This window comes from Polynucleobacter sp. MWH-UH24A, assembly GCF_018687475.1.
In the GTDB taxonomy this organism is placed as follows: Bacteria; Pseudomonadota; Gammaproteobacteria; order Burkholderiales; family Burkholderiaceae; genus Polynucleobacter.
The window spans coordinates 1,502,283-1,522,220 of the sequence record NZ_CP061292.1; the positions used below are offsets into that span (position 1 = coordinate 1,502,283).

The window sequence follows — 19,938 nt, forward strand, 5'->3', positions numbered from 1 at the left end:
GATACCTTAATCCTTGAGCAAGGTTGCAAAGGTTTTTTTGAACTTACTCACCTTAGGTCCAACCACAGCCATGCAATACCCTTGAAATGGGTGATTGCGGTAGTAATTTTGATGATAGTCTTCAGCAGGATAAAAAACTGGGGCCATGATCACCTCGGTGACGATCGGATCGGAAAAGTGTCTTTGTGCCTCAAGCTCTCTCACGAGCTCTTTAGCGCTTTGTAGTTGCTGCTCGCTTAAGGCATAAATGACCGAACGGTATTGGGTTCCAACGTCATTCCCCTGATAGTTCAATGTGGTTGGATCATGGATCACAAAAAATATTTCCAATAACTGCCGATAGGTGACGGCGGTGGGATCAAATTCAATCTGAACAACCTCAGCATGACCCGTTGACTCTGAGCAGACCGCTTCATAGCTTGGATTTTCGATATGGCCCCCAGCATATCCGGAGATCACATGTTGTACGCCTTGGACGCGCTGATAGACCGCCTCGAGGCACCAGAAACACCCCCCACCCAATATCGCCTTCTCTGAAATCATTGCCACGAAGATTCTCCAATGCTGTTTGAACTTAACTTCCCATGAGTAAGCGTAATGCAAAATAAATAAACAAGATGCTGACTCCAAACCACAGCATAGCCGCCAATTGCGGGCGACGCTCAAATCCATGGGCAAGGGTTTCGCCAGCCCAAATCAGTGCCCCTAAGTAGGTGATGCTAATCACTTGCAAGATGATGGCAAGGTATAAAAAACTGAGCGCCGGGTTGGCAAATTGCGGATCCACAAACTGAGTAAAGAAGGAAATGAAGAAAAAAATGGCTTTGGGGTTAGTCAGCGACAAAGCTAGAGCAGCGACAAAAGGATGCATTTGCAGAAATCGAATCGAGCCTGCTTGGGCGCCACTCTGTGGAACACTTTTTTGAAAACGGTACCAAGCGGTTCGCATTAGACCCCAAGCTAGCCACAATAAATAAATCGCCCCGAGCCAGCGTAATGCAATAAAGAGGGTTGGTGAGTTTTGCAACAGCGACGCGGCACCCAAAACAATCGCTGCCATCAGGAGCGAATCGCCCACAACAATACCAAATGATGCCCACGCTCCTGCTCTCCAACCCAATTGGGAGGTGGTCGCTAGAACATAAAGGGAGTTTGGGCCCGGCAATAAAACAATCGCGATAGTACCCAGAATAAAGGTCGGCAACTCCACAACGCCTACCTGAGTCAAATTCATCCAATCCAGCATGACTAGATCATAAACAGGAAACGTGTCATAATAGTGAGCTTTTTGAAACATCGTCCCCAGCAATTTACATTTTTCAGCGTTTTGGTTTTTACCCCGCTGCCGCTTGTCTGATGGTCGATGCCCTAGACCATCGCGCCTTTATATAAACCAGGCGCACAACCGGAGACCATCCTGTAAGAGGATGGATATTGCATGTCACATTCTGCTGAAATTACGAATCATTCATTTGCTTCACTGAACTTAGCCGCGCCCTTACTCAAAAACATTGAGGCGCTTGGCTATACCCAAGCTACCCCCGTACAGGCACAGGTTATCCCTGCGACCCTCGAGGGCGGCGATTTATTGGTAAGCAGCCAAACGGGTAGCGGTAAAACCGCCGCCTTTTTGCTACCTCTTCTTCACCAACTCGTTCTTGCCAACCCGCATGGCAGTCCTGTGCCCGGTCGTGCTCAGCCCAAGATCTTGGTCTTGTGCCCAACGCGTGAACTCGCCCAACAAGTTGCCACCGACGCAATTAATCTAGCTCGCGGCATTAAGAGTCTGCGGATTGCTACGATCATGGGCGGTATGCCCTATGGCAAGCAAATCCAAGCCATTAAGGGTGCAAGCTTAGTAGTAGCAACCCCAGGCCGTTTGCTGGATTTATTTAATTCCCGTGCCATTCGCTTAGACCAAGTTGAGTGTCTAGTCGTCGACGAGGCCGATCGCATGTTAGACCTTGGCTTTGCCGAGGATCTCGAGGCAATCGATGAGCGATGCAAGGGCCGTTCCCAAACACTGATGTTCTCAGCAACATTCGCACCGCGCATCATGAGCCTTGCTTCCAACCTCACAAAGGATGCAAAGCGCATCGAACTGGCTCATGCCGGTGAAGCGCATGCCAACATTGCCCAAAAACTGCATTGGGCCGACAACATGGCGCATAAGCATCGTTTGTTGGAGCACCTGCTCTCCGACCCCGAGCTCGATCAAGCAGTTGTCTTCGCGAGCACCCAAGTGGAAAGCGAAAAGATTGCCGACACCTTGCGTGCCAATGGCTATCAGGCTAGCGCATTGCATGGCGCGATGCCACAGGCCGTTCGCAATCGTCGCCTTGATTCATTGCGCAAAGGTCAAACCCGTATTTTGGTTGCCACCGATGTCGCTGCGCGCGGAATTGATGTGCCTCGCATCAGTCATGTCATCAATTTTGGCCTACCCATGAAGCCGGAAGACTATACCCACCGCATCGGTCGTACGGGTCGTGCTGGTCGCAATGGCATTGCGATTACATTGGCCGAGCATCGTGACCGTGTGAAGATTAGAGCCATTGAGCGATTTACTCAGCAACCCATGGCGGCGGCTGAAATTGCTGGTCTTGAGCCCCAACAAAAACCCAGTGCACATAAACCCAATCATCGCCCTGGTACCGCTAAGCGGAATAAACCCAAGTTTGGTGGACAAGCTCGCAAAAGTTCAGGGCCACGGTTTGGCGCCCGTACCGGCTCATTCCAAAATAGCACACGTCAGCATTAACTAGCGCTTGCTATGTTGTGGCGGAAGTCTCGCTCTCCATTCACTTGGCATCAACTTGATCATGGGGCACCCTTGGGTGCTCCATTGGCATTACAAGAATGGTTAAGTGATACCGGATCACTCACACGCAAACTCGAGAAAGCACTTCTCTACCCCGACGATCGTCACCTTGAATTGCAGATTCTTGCCGATTGCAAACAGGATTTAGTGGCATCGGAGAAAAAATTCTTTAGTCGCCCCATTAATCGTTCACGAATTCGTGAGATCTTGCTGTGCGATCAGGGTGAACCAATTGTGATGGCGCGCAGTGTATTACCGATTACGAGTTCGATCGGAAGCAATCATACGATTCTGAAATTAGGCCATAAACCCTTGGGTGCGGTTCTGTTTGCCAAAGTTCTTAAGGGACGCTTTCGTCCCATTCGGCAAATCGTTCGTTTAGACCCTCACCATCCTGAGTGGAAAGTTTGTCAGCGTCGCTATGCCGATCTCCCCAAACGCGTTTGGGCCAGGCGAACCCTCTACCACCTCAACGGTCATCCTCTCTTAGTGATGGAGATCTTTTTACCTGCTCTGTTAGCCAAACTGCAGCAGACTGACTAATCGATTCATCTCGCGGCTCACAAACCAAGATATTCGTAAATCCAATCTGCCGGGCCGCGTTTGCGATGTTCGAATGACTGCAAAGCGCATGGCTATTCTCAATCATTATTTTCGGACTTCGGTTGAGCGCTTTGCAACGCTCTCCCAGATGACGAACTGCCTCAGAGGATGTTAAGGTCCATAAGGTGTGCTGTGGCTGAGTCTCGGCATACGACTGCCACAGCGGGCTTGCAGGGTCTAAAGGAATCCGGGAGTAAATCGAAACAAGCTCAACCGTGGCGCCAACCGTGCCCAATCGCTCAATTAAGGTCTCGCGACCCCCTTCGCCTTTGATGATCAACACTGACTCCGTTGACCAGTCATGGATAGTGGCATGGAGCACCTTCCATAATCCATCAGAATCAGATTCATCCTGGGCAGGAACCAGGATGGACTTTTGATCAACGCCGTGCCGGATGAGGGCCTCCTGACTACTCTGCCCAACTACCCCAATCCTAGCTTTAGCTGCGAGCAATTGGTCCCAGGATGAATTGCTGTCGTCAATGGCCCGCATGGTGCACTCAATCGCATTGGGGCTAACAAAAATGATTAGTGTTGCCTGTTGAAGAGCGTTACGTAATTTCGTTAAAAGCTCCGAATCATTTTTTGGAACAATCGTCAGCAAGGGAAGACTAATAATCTGCACTGATGGATAAATTGCCTGCGTAGCTGCTTGCATCAATTCAATTAAGCGCCGTGCTTGACCGGTTGGTCGGGTTACGATAATCGCCGGTTCAAACGCCTTCACAGATTTAGTGCGGCAATAAGGCTGCCGCCCCCTTCGCAATTAAATCATCGGCAATCGCCAAACCAAATGCTTCGGCCTCTTGATAATTACTGATTGCTCGCGAACCGGAAGCCAAACAAATTTGCCGACCATCGGTACTTGCGACATACGAGCGCATCGTGAGCTCCTGAGGGCTTTGCCATTGAGCATGCGCTGCTAAAGGCACCTCGCACGAGCCGCCCAATTTACGCGATACCGCCCGCTCAGCAGTCACCGCTAAAGCGGTTGGCAAATCATTTAAGGGTGCAAGCCAAGCTTTCACATCAGAGCGTGCACTTAAAGTTTCAATGCCTAATGCACCTTGGCCTGCAGCGGGGGTATGGGGGTCGTAGGGTAATAAGGCTTTAATGCGAGAACCCATGCCAAGACGCTTTAAGCCTGCAGCAGCCAAAATAATGGCTTGGTATTCACCACGGTCAAGCTTAGCCATGCGTGTATCCAAATTACCGCGCAAGGGCTCAACCTGCAAATGCGGGTACTGACTCCGAATAATGGCTTCACGTCGCAAACTCGATGTACCAACAACCGCTCCGGCTGGTAGCTCAGCGAGGCTTGCGTATTGATTGGATACCAAGGCATCGCGCGCATCCTCTCGCACCATAATGCATGACAGGTCAAATCCTTCTGGCATCACCATTGGCACATCTTTTAATGAATGCACAGCAAGATCAGCACGACCATCCTCAAGTGCCGTTTCTAACTCCTTCACAAATAATCCCTTACCCCCTACTTTGGAGAGGGCGCGATCTAAGATCTGGTCGCCTTTGGTGGTCATCCCCAAGATGATGACCTCGCAGTTGGGATAAAGATTTTTGAGACATGCTTGAACATGCTCGGCTTGCCACATGGCAAGCCTGCTCTCACGAGAGGCAATAACTAAACGCGTTGGGCTCATAGGGCAACTTCAGAATTAAAATAAACTGTTACGACACACAATATACTGTGTTTATGAGCTCATCCAAAAATTCCTTAGCCAATAAATCCAAAGCATGGTCTGGCCGCTTTGCTGAACCCGTTGATACCCTCGTTCAGCACTACACCTCCTCGCTCGCCTTTGACCAGCGCCTAGCCCTCGTTGATATCGCTGGGTCCCTTGCCCACGCCGAGATGCTCGCTGCCCAGAAAATCATTTCGAAGGCAGATTTCATGGCCATCCAAAAGGGCATGGCACAGATCGAAAAAGAAATTGTGGCCGGACGCTTTGATTGGCAATTAGCCCTTGAAGATGTCCACCTCAATATTGAAGCCAGGCTCACCAAATTGATTGGGGATGCAGGCAAACGTCTGCATACCGGTCGCTCTCGCAATGATCAAGTTGCTACCGATATCCGTTTATGGCTAAGAAGTGAGATTGATTTAATCCAGGGGGATCTCACACGCCTACGCACTGCTGTTCTTCGCCTTGCTGAGGAGCACGCTAGCACCATCATGCCGGGTCATACCCATTTGCAGGTGGCTCAACCCGTTACATTTGGGCATCATCTGCTGGCCTACTACGAAATGTTTACCCGGGATTCTCAGCGCTTGACCGATTGCCGCGCCCGAGTAAATCAATTACCTTTGGGTGCCGCTGCCTTAGCTGGCACGAGCTACCCAATTGATCGGGCACGCGTTGCTAAAACACTTGGGTTTGATGGGGTCTGCCAAAACTCGCTTGATGCTGTCTCTGATCGTGATTTTGCGATTGAGTTTTGCGCAAGCGCTGCAATTCTGATGATGCATATCTCAAGACTGTCTGAAGAACTGATTCTGTGGCTTAGCCCACGCTTTGGTTTTATCGATTTGCCAGACCGTTTTTGCACCGGTAGCTCGATCATGCCGCAAAAGAAAAATCCCGATGTCCCAGAATTAGCCCGGGGAAAGACTGGGCGGGTGAATGGTGATTTGATTGCCCTTTTAACCCTGATGAAAGGGCAGCCTCTCGCCTATAACAAAGATAACCAAGAGGATAAAGAACCACTTTTTGATGCCGTTGATACGGTTAGTCAAACGATCCAAATTTTTGCGGACATGGTGCCGCATATCAAGGTTCATAGGACTGCTATGGAACACGCAGCGCAGGAGGGTTTTGCAACTGCAACTGACCTCGCTGATTATTTAGTGAAGCAAGGCTTACCCTTTCGGGATGCGCATGAGGCGGTTGCCCATGCAGTCAAACACTGTGTCGATAAACATTGCGCCTTAAGCGATCTCAGTCTGACTGAACTCATCAAGGCTTGCGGTCTCAGCCCGAAGTCCAAGCTAATTACCCAAGAGGTATTTGCGGTACTAACCCCCAAGGGATCGGTCAATGCCCGCAATCATGTGGGAGGCACGGCACCCAAACAAGTGCTTGCAGCCATCAAACGTGCGCGTACTGGTCTGAGAAAGAAGTAATAACGAGGGGAAGTTAAGCGCGCACGCAATCAACGTAGTAACCGTTGTTGCCATCCGCATTTTTAACAAGCCCATGGATATCGGTTTCAAAGCCCGGAAATTGCTGATTAAAGTCGCGGGCAAAGCGTAAGTAATCCACAATCGCCTTATTAAAGCGCTCGCCCGGAATGAGCAGGGGGATACCTGGCGGGTATGGCGTCACCAGCATGGCAGTAATGCGGCCCTCAAGCTCATCAATCGGTACTCGATCAATTTCTTTATGGGCCATCTTGCTCCAGGCATCGCCTGGCATCATCGCAGGCTCCATGTTCGAGAGGTACATCTCGGTGGTCATGCGAGCCACATCGCGACTCTTATAAAACGAATGGATTTGCGCAGAAATTTCTTGCAAGCCCACGCGCTCGTAACGGGGATGTTTTGCGACAAACTCGGGTAGCACCTTCCACAGGGGTTGGTTCTTATCAAAGTGATCCTTGAACTGTTGCAACTCGGTCACGAGGGTATTCCAACGCCCTTTGGTAATACCAATCGTAAACATGATGAAGAAGGAATAAAGCCCAGTTTTTTCAACAATCACACCATGCTCGGCTAAGTATTTGGTCACAATGCTTGCCGGAATACCAATCTCACCAAAATTACCCTCAATATCGAGGCCAGGGGTGACCACCGTTGCTTTAATGGGGTCAAGCATATTGAAGTTCTTGGCTAAAGGACCAAAGTCATGCCAATAGGCGTTGGGCTCCAAAATCCAATCATCACGCGTTCCAATCCCTTCTTCGGCCAAATGATCCGGCCCCCACACCTTAAACCACCAGTCAGAACCAAACTCCTCATCGACCTTACGCATCGCACGACGAAAATCAAGAGCTTCTGCAATCGACTCTTCAACTAAGGTTGTGCCGCCGGGCGACTCCATCATCGCTGCGGACACATCGCACGACGCAATAATGGCGTACTGGGGGCTAGTCGAGGTATGCATTAAGTAGGCCTCGTTAAAACAATCCCGATCGAGTTTGCGCTCTTGGGCATCCTGCACCAAAACTTGGGAGGCTTGCGATAGGCCAGCAAGCAACTTATGGGTGGACTGGGTCGAGAACAATAGGCTCTTCTGTGGACGCTTGCGATGCTGCCCGATTGCATGCATATCTTGATAGAAGGGATGGAAGGCCGCATGCGGCAACCAAGCCTCATCAAAATGCAAGCTGTCGACCTTGCCATCGAGCATCGACTTAATCATCTCAACGTTGTAGACAATTCCATCATAGGTGCTTTGGGTAATGGTTAAGACCCGTGGCACAACATTTTTATCTTTAATGAAGGGGTTGGCTGCAATTTTTTTCTGGATATTGGCCCACTCAAACTCTTCCTTTGGAATCGGTCCAATAATGCCAAGGTGATTACGTGTAGGCATCAAGAAGACCGGGATTGCGCCCATCATCATGATCGAATGAATCACGGACTTATGGCAATTGCGATCCACCAGAACAACATCTCCAGGAGCAACGGTTGAATGCCAAACAATTTTGTTCGAGGTCGACGTGCCATTAGTAACAAAAAATAAGTGATCCGCGTTAAAAATGCGTGCTGCATTGCGTTCACTCGCTACCACGGGTCCGGTGTGATCCAGTAACTGACCCAACTCCTCAACCGCATTACAGACGTCAGCACGCAACATGTTCTCACCAAAAAATTGATGGAACATGCGACCAACGGGACTCTTCAAGAAGGCAACACCTCCTGAATGCCCTGGGCAATGCCATGAATAGGAGCCCTCAGAGGCGTAATGGGTAAGCGCCCGAAAAAACGGTGGCGCCAGGGAATCTAAATACACTTTAGCCTCACGAATAATATGGCGGGCCACAAACTCCGGAGTGTCCTCATTCATATGAATGAAGCCATGCAGCTCGCGCAGAATATCGTTGGGAATGTGGCGCGAGGTACGGGTCTCACCATACAAAAAGATCGGAATATCCTCATTGCGCTTACGCACTTCGACGACAAAGGAACGCAAATTAGCAATCGCGGGTAGATCACTGTCCTCAGAGTCGATGACGGCATCAAACTCTTCATCGTCAATCGACAAAATGAAGCAGGATGCCCGTGAGGCTTGCTGCGCAAACGAAGTGAGATCCCCATAGCTAGTAAGACCGATGACCTCGATCCCCTCTCCCTCAATCGCAACTGCGAGGTCACGAATACCGGAACCGGAAATGTTCTCGGAGCGGAAGTCTTCATCAATGATGATGATCGGGAAACGGAATTTCATGATGGCTTAGGTTTTGGGAAGAGTAACGCCGTGTTGGCCTTGGTACTTACCGCCACGGTCTTTATAGGAGGTGCCGCATACTTCATCGCTCTCAAAGAAAAGGACTTGAGCGCAACCCTCACCAGCATAAATTTTGGCTGGCAACGGAGTGGTATTAGAAAACTCCAGAGTGACATAACCTTCCCACTCAGGCTCAAAGGGTGTGACATTAACAATGATTCCGCAACGCGCATACGTACTTTTGCCAACGCAAATCGTTAAAACATTGCGGGGGATCTTGAAATACTCCACCGTTCTTGCCAAAGCAAAGGAGTTGGGCGGAATGATGCAAACATCGCCCTTGAAATCCACGAATGATTTTTCATCAAACTGTTTTGGGTCAACAATCGTGCTATTGATGTTGGTGAAAATCTTGAACTCGTCGGCACACCGAATGTCGTAGCCATAGCTTGAGGTGCCGTAGCTCACAATTTTTTGCCCCGCAGAGTTGATTCGAATTTGGCCAGGCTCAAAGGGGCTAATCATGCCGCTTTCAGCCATCCGGCGGATCCAATGGTCAGATTTAATAGTCATGGCGGGATTGTAAGACTTTCGTGCCCAAGAGGACACAAACCCCTGGTTTAAGGTCTAGGGTGTCTGAAAAACCACACGCTCCGGGGCGTTGTAGATCTCAAAGTGCTTACCGGAGCAGCGCGATAGCAGGGTTAAGTGGGTCTTTTTAGCTAGCTCCAAGCCCATCTGGGTCACTCCGGAGCGGGTGAGCAAATAGGGAATCCCCATCTGCGCTCCTTTGATCACCATCTCCGAAGTTAGACGGCCGGTCGTAAAAAAGATGAGGTCTTCACCATGGCGCTTGGCCAACCAGAGTAGGCCCGAAATGGAATCAACCGCATTGTGTCGCCCCACATCCTCAATCAAATGGAGGAGCTTGACGTGATCACTCCCGGCACGCTCAAATACGGCGCAAGCATGAACCGATCCGGCTTTCTTATAGATGGTTTCATGCGAGCGGATTTGCTCCAAGAGATTAACAATCGCAGCTTGATGAAGTTTGGGGCCCTCTGGTAACTGAATCTGAGCCATGTCTTCCATCAGTCCACCGAACATGGTTCCTTGACCACAGCCCGTGGTCACAACTCGCTTACTGGTGATTGCATCAATATCAACAGAACTTCGTCGGGTCTTGACCGCTGCCGAATCGGTGTCCCAATCAACCTGAATACTCTCAATGTCATCAGCAGACTCAACCAATCGTTGGTTGCGTAAATATCCCAATACCAAAGCCTCGGGGGCTGCGCCCAAGGTCATCAAGGTCACAACCTCGCGCTTATCCAAATAGATCGTCAAGGAACGCTCGCCCGGAATAAAAGTGCTCTTCTGACGACCCAGCTCATCCATAATCGTTACCTCGTGAACCACGGGTACCGAGGCATTGGTCATTGCAATGGTTGTTTGTGAAGTACTGCTCATCGGTGATTTGATCCTTAGCCATCAACGATACCCAGCGGTATCTCACCATACACTTTAACCGCAGTCTAAAATCTATGTTTAACAAGAATGATTAATATGCGTCAACTGCTGGTAACCTCTGCCCTGCCCTATGCCAATGGCCAAATCCATATTGGTCATCTGGTGGAATACGTACAGACCGATATTTGGGTTCGGTTCCAACGAATGCGAGGCCACGAAGTACATTACGTCGGTGCAGACGATACCCACGGTACCCCGATCATGCTACGGGCCGAAAAAGAAGGGCTTACCCCCAAGGCTCTGATTGATAAAGTGTGGCACGAACACAAGCGAGATTTTGATCACTTTCTGATCTCGTTTGATCACTACTACACTACCGATAGCCCAGAAAACGAAGAGTTATCGCGCGAGATTTATCTCAAGTTACGCGATGCGGGTCTGATTGAAAAAAGAGCAATTGAACAAGCCTACGATCCGGTCAAGGAGATGTTTTTACCTGATCGGTTTATTAAAGGCAATTGCCCAAAATGTGGTGCAGCAGATCAATATGGCGACTCTTGTGAAAAGTGTGGTGCCACCTATGCGCCCACCGATCTCAAAAATCCCTACTCTGTCGTCAGTGGCGCTACCCCGGTTCGCAAAGTATCTGATCATTATTTTTTTAAGCTCTCCGATCCGCGTTGCGAGGCATTCTTGCGCGAGTGGACACAGGTGAAAACGCCTCTACAGATTGAAGCCAAAAATAAAATGAAGGAGTGGGTGGGCACCGAAGGGGACAGCAAACTAGGCGATTGGGATATCTCGCGTGACGCACCCTACTTTGGCTTTGAAATCCCCGACGCACCAGGAAAGTATTTTTATGTTTGGCTTGATGCCCCAATTGGTTATTACGCAAGCTTCCTGAAATACTGTAAGGAGCGGGGTCTCGATTTTGCCAACTGGGTCAAGCCCGATAGCACGACTGAGCAATACCATTTCATTGGTAAAGATATTTTGTATTTTCATACGCTCTTTTGGCCGGCTACCTTGCACTTTTCTGGCTATCGTACACCCACCAATGTTTATGCTCACGGATTCTTAACCGTGGATGGCGAAAAGATGAGTAAATCGCGCGGTACGCTCATTTCTGCAAACAGTGTGATTGAGGCGGGCCTGAACCCAGAATGGTTCCGCTATTACTTTGCGACCAAGTTAAATGCAACCATGGAAGATCTTGATTTAAATCTCCACGATTTTGTGGCACGCGTCAATAGCGACCTTTTGGGAAAGTACATCAATATTGCCAGTCGGACTGCCGGATTTTTAGTCAAACGCTTTGAGGGTCGGATCTCCGATGCGGCAATGACGCATCCTTTACTCGAGTCGATAGCAAACGCAAGTGACTTGATTGCTGATTTTTATGAAAGCCGCGAATTTGCAAAAGCCGTACGCCAAATCATGGAGCTGGCTGATCTTGTGAATGCTTATGTTGATGAGAATAAGCCTTGGGAACTTGCAAAAGATCCTCAGGGCTTCGCCAAACTGCATGAAGTGTGCAGTGTCATCTTAGAATCATTTCGCCGGTTGAGTTTGTACTTAAAGCCAGTTTTACCGAATTTGGTGGGTCAGGTTGAAGAATTTTTGTCCATTCCACCAATGCAATGGCACGATATCGGCAAATCATTAAAGAGCAATTCTGCAATCCAACCCTATCGTCATTTAATGACACGGGTCGAGCCCGCCCAGGTTGATGCGCTTCTCGAATTAAATCGCTGAGGATCCCTAAAAATCGTTAATAATGAAGGGTGTTGTAATCCATTTTATTATGTAAGTTATTGATTTTATGAAGAAATATAAATCTCAAGCCACCTTGTTTTTAGAGAAACTAAAGTCGCAAAATCCCCAACTGGAGCAAGCGCAACGTGAGGGTCGCGCTCTACTTTGGGATAAGCCTGCATTAAGTCCCGAAGAAATTCGCCGCAACCAACTCGCCAAAGTTAAGCAACGCGCATACGTTTATGGCAATGACTGAGGAGCTCGAGCCGCTCCCCAATGGCCCATCGGAAGAAAAAATTGATGGCCTAAGCTCTGCGTTTGCCAAGTTGTATGGCGAACCCTTATTTCAATTACCGAGTGATTTATATATTCCACCGGATGCTCTAGAGGTTTTTCTAGAAGCCTTTGAGGGTCCTTTGGATTTACTGCTCTACCTGATTCGTAAGCAAAACTTCAATGTCTTGGATATTCCGATGGCGGAGGTCACACAGCAGTATCTCAGCTACATCGATCAAATCCGTCATCACAATCTCGAACTCGCAGCTGAGTATTTATTAATGGCTGCAATGTTGATTGAAATTAAATCGCGCATGCTCTTGCCCATGAAAAAGGCGGACAGTGATGAGGAAGTGGAAGATCCGCGCGCCGAACTGGTACGACGCCTCTTGGAATACGAGCGGATGAAATTAGCTGCACAAGAGCTCGATCGCATTCCTCAAGTCGGTCGTGATTTTCAGGTGGCGCATGGTTATGTCGATACCAGCATTGCAGTGACTTGGCCTGAGGTTAATCTCGAGGATCTGCAAATGGCATGGCGCGATGTGCTGCATCGGGCCAAACTCAATCAACACCATACGATTACCCGTGAGCAGTTATCGGTTCGCGACTTCATGACTCGTATTCTGCGGCGCTTACAGAACACCCGCTTTGTTGAGTTCAGTGAACTGTTTGAAGATGCCATTCGCTCAGGTAATGGTGTGCCGGTGATTGTGGTGAACTTTATTGCCATGCTCGAACTCTCACGTGAATCGTTAATTGAAATCACCCAAGCCGAGCCCTACGCACCGATTTACGTCCGACTAGCCTATACCCCAAGCGCATGAAAATCGTTACCGATATTCAAGAGCTGCGCGATCAATTACGTGGACAGAACCGCGCCTCCTTTGTACCCACCATGGGCAATCTGCATGAGGGGCATCTCTCCTTAATGCGCATTGCAAGACAACATGGCGATCCAGTGATAGCCAGTATTTTTGTAAATCGTCTGCAGTTTGGTCCCCATGAAGATTTTGATCAGTACCCACGAACCCTTGAGGCGGATGCCGAAAAGCTTGAAAAGGAAGGGGTTTATGTATTGTTCGCCCCCACCGAGAAAGTCCTCTACCCCGAGCCCCAAGAATACCGTGTTGATCCACCCAAGCAATTAGGCGATATTTTAGAAGGCGAATTCCGTCCAGGATTTTTTAAGGGAGTTTGTACGGTTGTTCTGAAATTATTTTCCTGCGTTCAACCCCGTGTCGCCGTCTTTGGCAAAAAAGACTATCAGCAACTGATGATTATTCGTCAAATGGCGCATCAGTTTGCCTTACCCGTTGAGATTGTGGCGGGTGAAACCATTCGTGCCGATGATGGCTTAGCATTATCTTCGCGCAATGCTTATTTAAATGCGGCTGAACGCACTGAAGCCCCTCATTTACAAACAAGCCTGCAAGAGCTGCGACTTGCCGTTTTGGATACCATGCATCACGCCAGCCCCATGAAGCCTCTGGATCAATCGCTACGTGAGCTTGAGAAAAAGACCGCTGATGCTCTTACACAACGTGGCTGGCAACCTGACTACATTGCCATTCGTAAGCGCGCCGATTTATTAACGCCGAGCAATGAAGACCTGCTGGCGAAGAAAGAACTCGTCATTTTGGCGGCTGCCAAACTTGGCAAGACTCGCCTAATTGATAATCTTGAGATCTAATTACGCGTCAAAGAATTGGCCGACCTGAATACCGGCCGCACTAGCGCACTCCCCCCCGGAGACTTTCGAACCCTTTCCGGCTTTGGCTTTGAGAACCTCAATCTGACCGCCATGGCAGGCCACCCTAAATGAGTTCGAGGTAACCTCAACGACTTCGCCGGGCTTACCCTGAACGGATCCGTAGGTTGGGGTGATGTGTTTGCGCACATCATAAATCTGAACTTTCTCACCATTGAGTGCAGTCCAAGCACCTGGGGCTGGATTGCATGCCCGGATCAGGTTATAAATTTGACTCACATGATTTGACCAATGAATCCGAGCAGCAGCTTGATCAAACCAACCTTCGTAGTTCGCTAGCGACTCATCTTGCACCATTTCTTGGTGCTTACCTGCCGCTACTAAATCGGCCGCCTCTAATAAGGCTGCAATTCCTAGGGGGAAGAGGTGATTAAAGTAGACCTGACCTAAGGTGTCATCTGGACCAATCGGTACTTCCTTTTGCAAAATGATTGCGCCTTCATCGAGACCATCGGAGGGCCTAAAAATCGTTAATCCAGTCTTGGTTTCACCTAAGGCGATCGACCAGCCGATCGCGCTGGGACCGCGGTACTTTGGTAATAAAGATGGGTGATACTGAATCGTGCCAAAGCGTGGGATCTTCACTAGATCCTGTGGCACAAATTGCAACACATAGGCCATCACACAAATATCCGCTTTACTATCGCGCATTGCATTGGCAGCCTCCGGTCCCTTAAGACTCGGAAACTGGAGCATATTCAAACCCCGAGCCATGGCGGTCTCTTTCAAGATCTCAGGCTTAGTGGCCTTCGGATTATCGGGCGGACAAAACACTGCCACCACCTCATCCCCACGCTCCAAAAAAGCCTCAAGAGCGGCTTTACCAAAATCTTGACTGCCAATGAGTGCGATGCGCATTTAGATGACTTTCTTATGGCGTAAATCAATCAGATCATCGATCTTAAAACCAAGCTCTTGCAAAATCTCATCGGTATGCTCACCCAATAGGGGTGAACGGGTCACATCGGTAGGGCTATCGGATAATTTGATCGGATTGCCAACCGTCAAATATTTACCACGAATTGGATGATCAACCTCAACCACCGTACCGGTTGCACGTAAAGCCGGCTCTTGTGCGATCTCCTTCATAGAAAGGATCGGGCCACAGGGTACATCGTACTGATTGAGCGTATTCATGACCTCAAACTTTGTCTTGGTCATGGTCCATTTCTCAATTTCTGCAAAGATCCCCATAAGTCGGGGCAAACGAGCCATGGGTGATGCGTAATCGGTATCGGTAATCCAATCCTCACGGCCGATCACTTTACAAATGGCTTCCCACACCGCAGCTTGAACGACGATGTAAATGTAAGAATTAGGATCGGTTTCCCAGCCCTTGCACTTCAGAATCCAGCCGGGTTGACCACCGCCTGAGGCGTTACCAGCGCGGGGAACCGCATCGCCAAAAGTACCATTTGGAAACTGGGGGTACTCTTGCATCGTGCCGTTTCGATCAAGGCGCTGTTGATCACGAAGCTTAACGCGGCACAGATTGAGAACCGCGTCTTGCATGGCGGCATCCACCTTCTGCCCTCGACCCGAATGCGTGCGCTGATAAAGTGCGGTCACAATCCCGAGTGCCAAATGCAAACCGGTACCACTGTCACCAATCTGAGCACCGGTCACCATCGGTGGGCCATCATCAAAGCCTGTGGTCGATGCGGAACCGCCAGCGCATTGCGCAACGTTCTCATACACCTTGCAATCCTCATAAGGCCCTGGTCCAAAGCCTTTGATCGAGGCCATGATCATGCGGGGGTTGAGTTCTTGAATCCGCTGCCAAGTAAAACCCATGCGATCTAAAGCACCCGGCGCAAAGTTCTCAACTAACACATCGCACTGCTTAATCAAGCGCTCCAGGATATCTTTACCCTCAGACGTTTTGGTGTTCACAGTTAAAGAGCGCTTGTTGTGATTTAGCATCGTGAAATACAAACTATCGGCATCCGGTATGTCTTGCAATTGCTTGCGAGTCGCATCACCCTCACCCGAACGCTCAACTTTAATAACATCGGCCCCAAACCAAGCGAGCAACTGGGTGCACGTTGGCCCAGATTGAACGTGCGTAAAGTCGAGGATCTTAATTCCCTCAAGTGCTTTTGCCATAAAAGAGTCCTAAAAAGTATGAAAATTTGATGAAAGCCATTTTACCAGCGCTGGTATTGGTTAAAAATGGCGATACAAGCCCAATTTAGGGCAAGCGCAGGGATCACATGCCCGGCTTGGATTCCAGCTCGATCAAACGTTTTTTGAGCTCTTTTTCTTCGATAAATCGAGCGGTTTCGTCTCGGATCACCGCAACGACACCGCTGACTTGGTGGTGTTCGTCATGGAGCATGGCGACAGTAAATGCGATCGACAGCGTATGCCCATCTTTATGAAGCGCCGGTACTCGCAAAGTTTGCTTTCCGTACTTTGTAGTGCCCGTTTCCATGGAGTGGTGATAGCCCTCCCAATGACGTCCCCGAAATCGTTCAGGTGTAATGATGTCGAGATTTTGTCCCAGTGCCTCTCTAGCGGTGTATCCAAACATGTCCTCGGCAGCGCGATTCCACAAAGTGATTTTGCCCGCCACATTGGAGACAACAACAGCATCACCAATCACCTCAATGAGTTGATGAAGATCGACCTCGTTGCTCATAGTTGATGTCTCTCCCCTGAAAAGCAAATGGCGCCCGAAGGCGCCATTACTTAAGCGCTATACCGATTAAACCGCTTTTGCCGCATGCAATTGAGCAATTTGCTCTTTGCTATAGCCAAGATCAGATAGAACCTCATCGGTGTGCTCACCCAATACTGGAGATGGCTTCACTTCGACCTTCAATTCAGAGAACTTAATTGGACTACCAATCGTGAGGTACTTGCCACGTACTTTGTGATCCACTTCAACAATGGATCCACTAGCACGCAAATCAGGTGACTCAGCGATCTCTTTCATGGAGAGGACAGGTGCGCAGGGAATATCAAACTTGCGCAAGATATCGACCGCTTCGTACTTAGTCTTATCTTTGAGCCAATCTTCAATGGTCGCGAAGATATCAAAAATCTTGTCTTGACGAGCTTGCGCAGTCATATAGGCTGGATCGGTTGCCCACTCTGGTTTGCCAAGGGCTTTGGTAATTGGCTCCCAAGCATGACCTTGGATCGTGAAATAAATATAGGCATTTGGATCGGTTTCCCAACCTTTGCACTTTAAGACCCAGCCAGGCTGACCGCCGCCGCCAGCGTTACCACCACGGGGCACGACATCACTAAATTTGCCATGAGGATACTGTGGATACTCTTCGAGGTAACCAACGCGATCCAAGCGCTGTTGGTCACGCAACTTCACACGGCAGAGATTCAATACAGCGTCTTGCATCGAGCAAGCCACCTTTTGACCTTTACCTGTTTTTTGACGGTGCATGAGAGCAGTCAAGATACCAATTGCCAAGTGCATACCCGTATTACTGTCGCCCAATGCAGCAGCGGATACAGTGGGAGGGCCGTCCCAGAAACCAGTGGTCGATGCCGCACCGCCAGCACACTGAGCGACGTTCTCATACACTTTTAAATCCTCATACGAATGACCGTCTGAGAAACCTTTGACTGAAGCCAAGATCATCTTGGGGTTCAATTCCATAATGCGATCCCATGAGAAACCCATGCGATCTAAAGCGCCTGGACCAAAGTTCTCAACCATCACATCAGAGACCTTGATTAACTTCTCGAGCACCTCTTTACCCTCTGGGGTCTTGGTATCCAAGGTTAAGGAACGCTTGTTACCGTTAAGCATCGTGAAATACAAAGCATCGGCATCGGGAATGTCACGCAACTGACTACGGGTCACGTCGCCAGAGCCAGGACGCTCAACTTTAATCACGTCGGCGCCATAAAAGCCAAGCAATTGGGTGCAAGCAGGACCTGCTTGTACGTGGGTGAAATCGATAATCCGAATTCCGTCTAGTGGTTTACTCATTTTGAATCTCCTTTGGACTCTTTATATCAATAAATGATTACTTCTTGGTTGCAGTAGAAGCTGGGTTGAGGTTAGTCAAACGACCGCTCTCAGTACCCGCAGTTTCGTCAATCACAGCATTGATGACCGTTGGCTTACCTGAGGCGAGAGACTTGTTCAATGCATCAGTCAATTCCTCGGGAGTAGTGACGTTATAACCAACGCCGCCAAACGCCTCCATCATCTTGTCGTAACGTGCATTTTTTACAAACACGGTTGGCGCAACATCCGCACCACCGGTAGGGTTCACATCCGTACCACGGTAAACACCGTTGTTGTTAAACACGACTGTGATGATTGGCAGGTTGTAGCGGCAGATGGTTTCAAGCTCCATGCCGCTAAATCCAAACGCGCTATCCCCTTCGATGGCAATGACGGGTTGCTTGCTAACAACCGCTGCACCGATGGCGTAGCCCATACCAATACCCATGATTCCCCAAGTACCAGAGTCAAAACGCTTACGGGGTTTATACATATTGACGATGCTACGAGCATAGTCAAGGGTGTTAGCCCCTTCGTTCACGATATTGACATCTGGATTGGCCTTCACCACCTCACGAATCGCACGCAATGCGCTGTGGAAGTTCATGGGGGAAGGATTTTTGGAGAGTGTCTCCTCCATTTTGGCAATGTTCTTGTCTTTTTTCTCATTAATTGCATGAATCCACTCAGCGCTTGGCTTGGGAACGCTACCAATTTGCTTCAACAGCTCGGTGACACAAGAGCCGACATCACCAATCACTGGGGCTGCAATCGGAACGTTGCTGTCAATTTCAGTTGCTGCAATATCAATCTGAATAAATTTCTTCAAATGGTTGCCCCAAGTTTTACCTTTGCCATGGGCCAATAACCAATTCAAACGAGCACCGACCAACATCACGGTGTCCGCTTCTGCCAACACAAATGAACGGGCTGCAGATGCGCACTGCGGATGGGTATCTGGTAACAAACCTTTTGCCATTGACATTGGTAAATAAGGAATACCTGATTTCTCAACCAAATCTTTGATCTCTTGATCGGCTTGTGCATAAGCAGCGCCCTTGCCCAAAAGAATCAAAGGCCGCTTGGCGTTTTTCAAAACATCAATCGCGCGCTTGATGGCATCCGGTGCAGGAATTTGCTTAGGTGCAGCATCAATCACACGGAATAAGGATTCTTTCCCCTTTTGAGCAGGAATACTTTGCCCCAATAACTGCGCAGGAAGATCAAGGTAGACTCCGCCTGGGCGTCCCGATACTGCGGCACGAATGGCGCGCGCAACACCAATAGCGATGTCTTCTGCCTTGTTAATCCGGTAGGATGCTTTTGCGTAAGGCTTGGCAGCATTTAACTGATCCATCTCTTCATAGTCACCCTGCTGCAAATCCACAATCTCACGCTCGCTTGATCCAGAAATCAGAATCATGGGGAAACAGTTGGTGGTTGCATTTGCTAGAGCAGTCAAACCATTTAAGAATCCGGGTGCCGACACTGTTAGGCAAATGCCGGGCTTTTGAGTCATATAACCAGCAATCGCCGCAGCATTACCCGCATGCTGTTCGTGCCGGAATCCAATAAAGCGCATTCCCTCCGCTTGGGCCAAACGCGCTAAATCAGTAATAGGGATACCAACCAGTCCAAAAATAGTATCGATATCGTTGGCCTTTAGGGCATCGATCACCAAATGGAAACCGTCGGTTAGTGGGGTATCTTCTGCAGCAACATTGGCAGAATGCTCTTTCGTAGCTGTCAACATAACGTTGTCTCTCTCCGTGGGATTGGTTGTCTTCAACTTCGCCTCCATAAAAGAGTCTCAGCTGAACTGAGACGAATCTTAGGACTCAGAGGAGGGTTCAGC

The 19,938-nt window shown here is 49.2% G+C and carries 18 protein-coding genes and 1 pseudogene; 7 read left to right on the forward strand and 12 right to left on the reverse strand.

What is annotated here, in order from left to right:
• Nucleotides 1-6 precede the first annotated feature (6 nt).
• Entirely contained in the window at nucleotides 7-543 is a 537-nt protein-coding gene (gene msrA / locus ICV32_RS07860; protein WP_215372666.1) for a peptide-methionine (S)-S-oxide reductase MsrA, read from the reverse strand.
• Between the two features lie 31 nt (nucleotides 544-574).
• Entirely contained in the window at nucleotides 575-1,246 is a 672-nt protein-coding gene (gene leuE, locus ICV32_RS07865; protein ID WP_215369818.1) for a leucine efflux protein LeuE, read from the reverse strand.
• Nucleotides 1,247-1,438: 192 nt separating this feature from the next.
• On the opposite strand from leuE, the gene ICV32_RS07870 reads away from it, so the two are divergent.
• Together ICV32_RS07870 and ICV32_RS07875 are read left to right on the forward strand one after the other, a co-directional pair.
• A complete protein-coding gene (locus ICV32_RS07870; RefSeq protein ID WP_215369819.1) occupies nucleotides 1,439-2,761 on the forward strand; it encodes a DEAD/DEAH box helicase in 1,323 nt (440 codons plus the stop codon).
• A gap of 12 nt (nucleotides 2,762-2,773) precedes the next feature.
• A complete protein-coding gene (locus ICV32_RS07875) occupies nucleotides 2,774-3,364 on the forward strand; it encodes a chorismate lyase (RefSeq protein ID WP_215369821.1) in 591 nt (196 codons plus the stop codon).
• On the opposite strand, the gene ICV32_RS07880 is transcribed toward ICV32_RS07875, so the two are convergent.
• Complete coding sequence (locus ICV32_RS07880; protein ID WP_215369823.1) at nucleotides 3,291-4,151, reverse strand: uroporphyrinogen-III synthase; 861 nt, start codon at nucleotides 4,149-4,151, stop codon at nucleotides 3,291-3,293. The genes ICV32_RS07875 and ICV32_RS07880 overlap by 74 nt on opposite strands.
• 4 nt (nucleotides 4,152-4,155) lie before the next feature.
• Nucleotides 4,156-5,085, reverse strand: a complete 930-nt coding sequence (gene hemC, locus ICV32_RS07885) for a hydroxymethylbilane synthase (RefSeq protein ID WP_215369824.1) — start codon at nucleotides 5,083-5,085, stop codon at nucleotides 4,156-4,158.
• A gap of 53 nt (nucleotides 5,086-5,138) precedes the next feature.
• On the opposite strand from hemC, the gene argH reads away from it, so the two are divergent.
• Complete coding sequence (gene argH / locus ICV32_RS07890; protein ID WP_215369826.1) at nucleotides 5,139-6,566, forward strand: argininosuccinate lyase; 1,428 nt, start codon at nucleotides 5,139-5,141, stop codon at nucleotides 6,564-6,566.
• Between the two features lie 13 nt (nucleotides 6,567-6,579).
• Here argH and ICV32_RS07895 read toward each other — a convergent pair whose 3' ends face one another.
• Genes ICV32_RS07895 through ICV32_RS07905 form a run of 3 tightly spaced genes read right to left on the reverse strand, consistent with a single transcriptional unit; the run spans nucleotide 6,580 to nucleotide 10,302 of the window.
• Nucleotides 6,580-8,832, reverse strand: a complete 2,253-nt coding sequence (locus ICV32_RS07895) for an arginine/lysine/ornithine decarboxylase (RefSeq protein WP_215369827.1) — start codon at nucleotides 8,830-8,832, stop codon at nucleotides 6,580-6,582.
• Nucleotides 8,833-8,838: 6 nt separating this feature from the next.
• Nucleotides 8,839-9,405, reverse strand: a complete 567-nt coding sequence (gene dcd / locus ICV32_RS07900) for a dCTP deaminase (RefSeq protein WP_215369829.1) — start codon at nucleotides 9,403-9,405, stop codon at nucleotides 8,839-8,841.
• Between the two features lie 54 nt (nucleotides 9,406-9,459).
• A complete protein-coding gene (locus ICV32_RS07905; protein WP_251371838.1) occupies nucleotides 9,460-10,302 on the reverse strand; it encodes a formate dehydrogenase accessory sulfurtransferase FdhD in 843 nt (280 codons plus the stop codon).
• A gap of 96 nt (nucleotides 10,303-10,398) precedes the next feature.
• Between ICV32_RS07905 and metG the strand changes: the two are divergent.
• The 4 genes and pseudogenes from metG to panC all read left to right on the forward strand — a co-directional run.
• A pseudogene (metG, locus tag ICV32_RS07910) lies at nucleotides 10,399-12,054 on the forward strand (methionine--tRNA ligase); the annotation flags it as partial.
• A gap of 70 nt (nucleotides 12,055-12,124) precedes the next feature.
• The gene (locus ICV32_RS07915) at nucleotides 12,125-12,313 is read left to right on the forward strand and encodes a DUF3460 family protein (RefSeq protein ID WP_215369832.1); all 189 of its coding nucleotides are present in this window, start codon (nucleotides 12,125-12,127) and stop codon (nucleotides 12,311-12,313) included.
• Nucleotides 12,306-13,160: a ScpA family protein gene (locus ICV32_RS07920; protein ID WP_215372669.1), complete on the forward strand. Its 855-nt coding sequence runs from the start codon at nucleotides 12,306-12,308 to the stop codon at nucleotides 13,158-13,160. The genes ICV32_RS07915 and ICV32_RS07920 overlap by 8 nt, the downstream gene beginning before the upstream one ends.
• Nucleotides 13,157-14,026, forward strand: a complete 870-nt coding sequence (gene panC / locus ICV32_RS07925; RefSeq protein WP_215369834.1) for a pantoate--beta-alanine ligase — start codon at nucleotides 13,157-13,159, stop codon at nucleotides 14,024-14,026. Before ICV32_RS07920 ends, panC begins: the two co-directional genes overlap by 4 nt.
• Here panC and ICV32_RS07930 read toward each other — a convergent pair whose 3' ends face one another.
• The 5 genes from ICV32_RS07930 to oxc all read right to left on the reverse strand — a co-directional run bounded on the left by ICV32_RS07930 (nucleotide 14,027) and on the right by oxc (nucleotide 19,836).
• Nucleotides 14,027-14,962 (reverse strand): methionyl-tRNA formyltransferase, encoded by a 936-nt coding sequence (locus tag ICV32_RS07930; RefSeq protein WP_215369835.1) that lies wholly within the window; start codon nucleotides 14,960-14,962, stop codon nucleotides 14,027-14,029.
• On the reverse strand, nucleotides 14,963-16,210 hold the full coding sequence (gene frc / locus ICV32_RS07935; RefSeq protein ID WP_215369837.1) for a formyl-CoA transferase: 1,248 nt from the start codon (nucleotides 16,208-16,210) through the stop codon (nucleotides 14,963-14,965).
• 103 nt (nucleotides 16,211-16,313) lie between these two features.
• On the reverse strand, nucleotides 16,314-16,745 hold the full coding sequence (locus ICV32_RS07940; RefSeq protein WP_215369839.1) for a PAS domain-containing protein: 432 nt from the start codon (nucleotides 16,743-16,745) through the stop codon (nucleotides 16,314-16,316).
• A gap of 66 nt (nucleotides 16,746-16,811) precedes the next feature.
• On the reverse strand, nucleotides 16,812-18,062 hold the full coding sequence (frc, locus tag ICV32_RS07945) for a formyl-CoA transferase (RefSeq protein WP_215369840.1): 1,251 nt from the start codon (nucleotides 18,060-18,062) through the stop codon (nucleotides 16,812-16,814).
• 37 nt (nucleotides 18,063-18,099) lie between these two features.
• Complete coding sequence (oxc, locus tag ICV32_RS07950) at nucleotides 18,100-19,836, reverse strand: oxalyl-CoA decarboxylase (RefSeq protein ID WP_215369842.1); 1,737 nt, start codon at nucleotides 19,834-19,836, stop codon at nucleotides 18,100-18,102.
• Between the last annotated feature and the right edge of the window lie 102 nt (nucleotides 19,837-19,938).

What these genes read in the sequence shown, in the direction of transcription:
- panC (WP_215369834.1), top strand. Translation starts at nt 13,157, where the DNA reads ATGAAAATCGTTACCGATATTCAAGAGCTGCGCGATCAATTACGTGGA.
- ICV32_RS07870 (WP_215369819.1), top strand. Translation starts at nt 1,439, where the DNA reads ATGTCACATTCTGCTGAAATTACGAATCATTCATTTGCTTCACTGAAC.
- msrA (WP_215372666.1), bottom strand. Translation starts at nt 543, where the DNA reads ATGATTTCAGAGAAGGCGATATTGGGTGGGGGGTGTTTCTGGTGCCTC.
- ICV32_RS07920 (WP_215372669.1), top strand. Translation starts at nt 12,306, where the DNA reads ATGACTGAGGAGCTCGAGCCGCTCCCCAATGGCCCATCGGAAGAAAAA.
- ICV32_RS07875 (WP_215369821.1), top strand. Translation starts at nt 2,774, where the DNA reads ATGTTGTGGCGGAAGTCTCGCTCTCCATTCACTTGGCATCAACTTGAT.
- ICV32_RS07940 (WP_215369839.1), bottom strand. Translation starts at nt 16,745, where the DNA reads ATGAGCAACGAGGTCGATCTTCATCAACTCATTGAGGTGATTGGTGAT.
- ICV32_RS07905 (WP_251371838.1), bottom strand. Translation starts at nt 10,302, where the DNA reads ATGAGCAGTACTTCACAAACAACCATTGCAATGACCAATGCCTCGGTA.
- leuE (WP_215369818.1), bottom strand. Translation starts at nt 1,246, where the DNA reads ATGCTGGATTGGATGAATTTGACTCAGGTAGGCGTTGTGGAGTTGCCG.
- ICV32_RS07895 (WP_215369827.1), bottom strand. Translation starts at nt 8,832, where the DNA reads ATGAAATTCCGTTTCCCGATCATCATCATTGATGAAGACTTCCGCTCC.
- ICV32_RS07915 (WP_215369832.1), top strand. Translation starts at nt 12,125, where the DNA reads ATGAAGAAATATAAATCTCAAGCCACCTTGTTTTTAGAGAAACTAAAG.
- oxc (WP_215369842.1), bottom strand. Translation starts at nt 19,836, where the DNA reads ATGTTGACAGCTACGAAAGAGCATTCTGCCAATGTTGCTGCAGAAGAT.
- frc (WP_215369837.1), bottom strand. Translation starts at nt 16,210, where the DNA reads ATGGCAAAAGCACTTGAGGGAATTAAGATCCTCGACTTTACGCACGTT.
- hemC (WP_215369824.1), bottom strand. Translation starts at nt 5,085, where the DNA reads ATGAGCCCAACGCGTTTAGTTATTGCCTCTCGTGAGAGCAGGCTTGCC.
- frc (WP_215369840.1), bottom strand. Translation starts at nt 18,062, where the DNA reads ATGAGTAAACCACTAGACGGAATTCGGATTATCGATTTCACCCACGTA.
- dcd (WP_215369829.1), bottom strand. Translation starts at nt 9,405, where the DNA reads ATGACTATTAAATCTGACCATTGGATCCGCCGGATGGCTGAAAGCGGC.
- ICV32_RS07930 (WP_215369835.1), bottom strand. Translation starts at nt 14,962, where the DNA reads ATGCGCATCGCACTCATTGGCAGTCAAGATTTTGGTAAAGCCGCTCTT.
- argH (WP_215369826.1), top strand. Translation starts at nt 5,139, where the DNA reads ATGAGCTCATCCAAAAATTCCTTAGCCAATAAATCCAAAGCATGGTCT.